The sequence below is a fragment of the Schleiferilactobacillus perolens DSM 12744 genome, assembly GCF_001435585.1.
Taxonomy (GTDB): domain Bacteria; phylum Bacillota; class Bacilli; order Lactobacillales; family Lactobacillaceae; genus Schleiferilactobacillus; species Schleiferilactobacillus perolens.
In genome coordinates this window covers 1-249 of the sequence record NZ_AZEC01000090.1, presented here as the reverse complement: position 1 = coordinate 249, position 249 = coordinate 1, and the positions used below count along the sequence as shown (strand labels likewise).

Annotated in this window: 1 protein-coding gene; it reads right to left on the bottom strand. The window is 41.8% G+C overall.

From position 1 onward, the window contains the following. Positions 1 to 249, bottom strand: a 249-nt coding sequence (locus tag FD09_RS15745) for a recombinase family protein (RefSeq protein ID WP_162261536.1), incomplete at both ends; no start/stop codon positions are given.

The window sequence follows — 249 nt, the reverse complement described above, 5'->3', positions numbered from 1 at the left end:
GGATCATGTTGCTTGGCATACAATTTACCTTCTTGTGTGCGCGTGACAATCATATCGCGTTCAAACTGCGCAAAGGCGCTAAATATTGTAAAGACTAATTGGCCAGTCGGCGTATTGTCAATTAAGCCCATATTCAAAATGTTGACTTTGACATTTTCTTTAAACAACTCTTGGATAATGGCTAAGGCCTCGCGTGTGTTCCGCGCAAACCGATCCAACTTAGTGACAATCAAAGTATCGCCTGTTTTT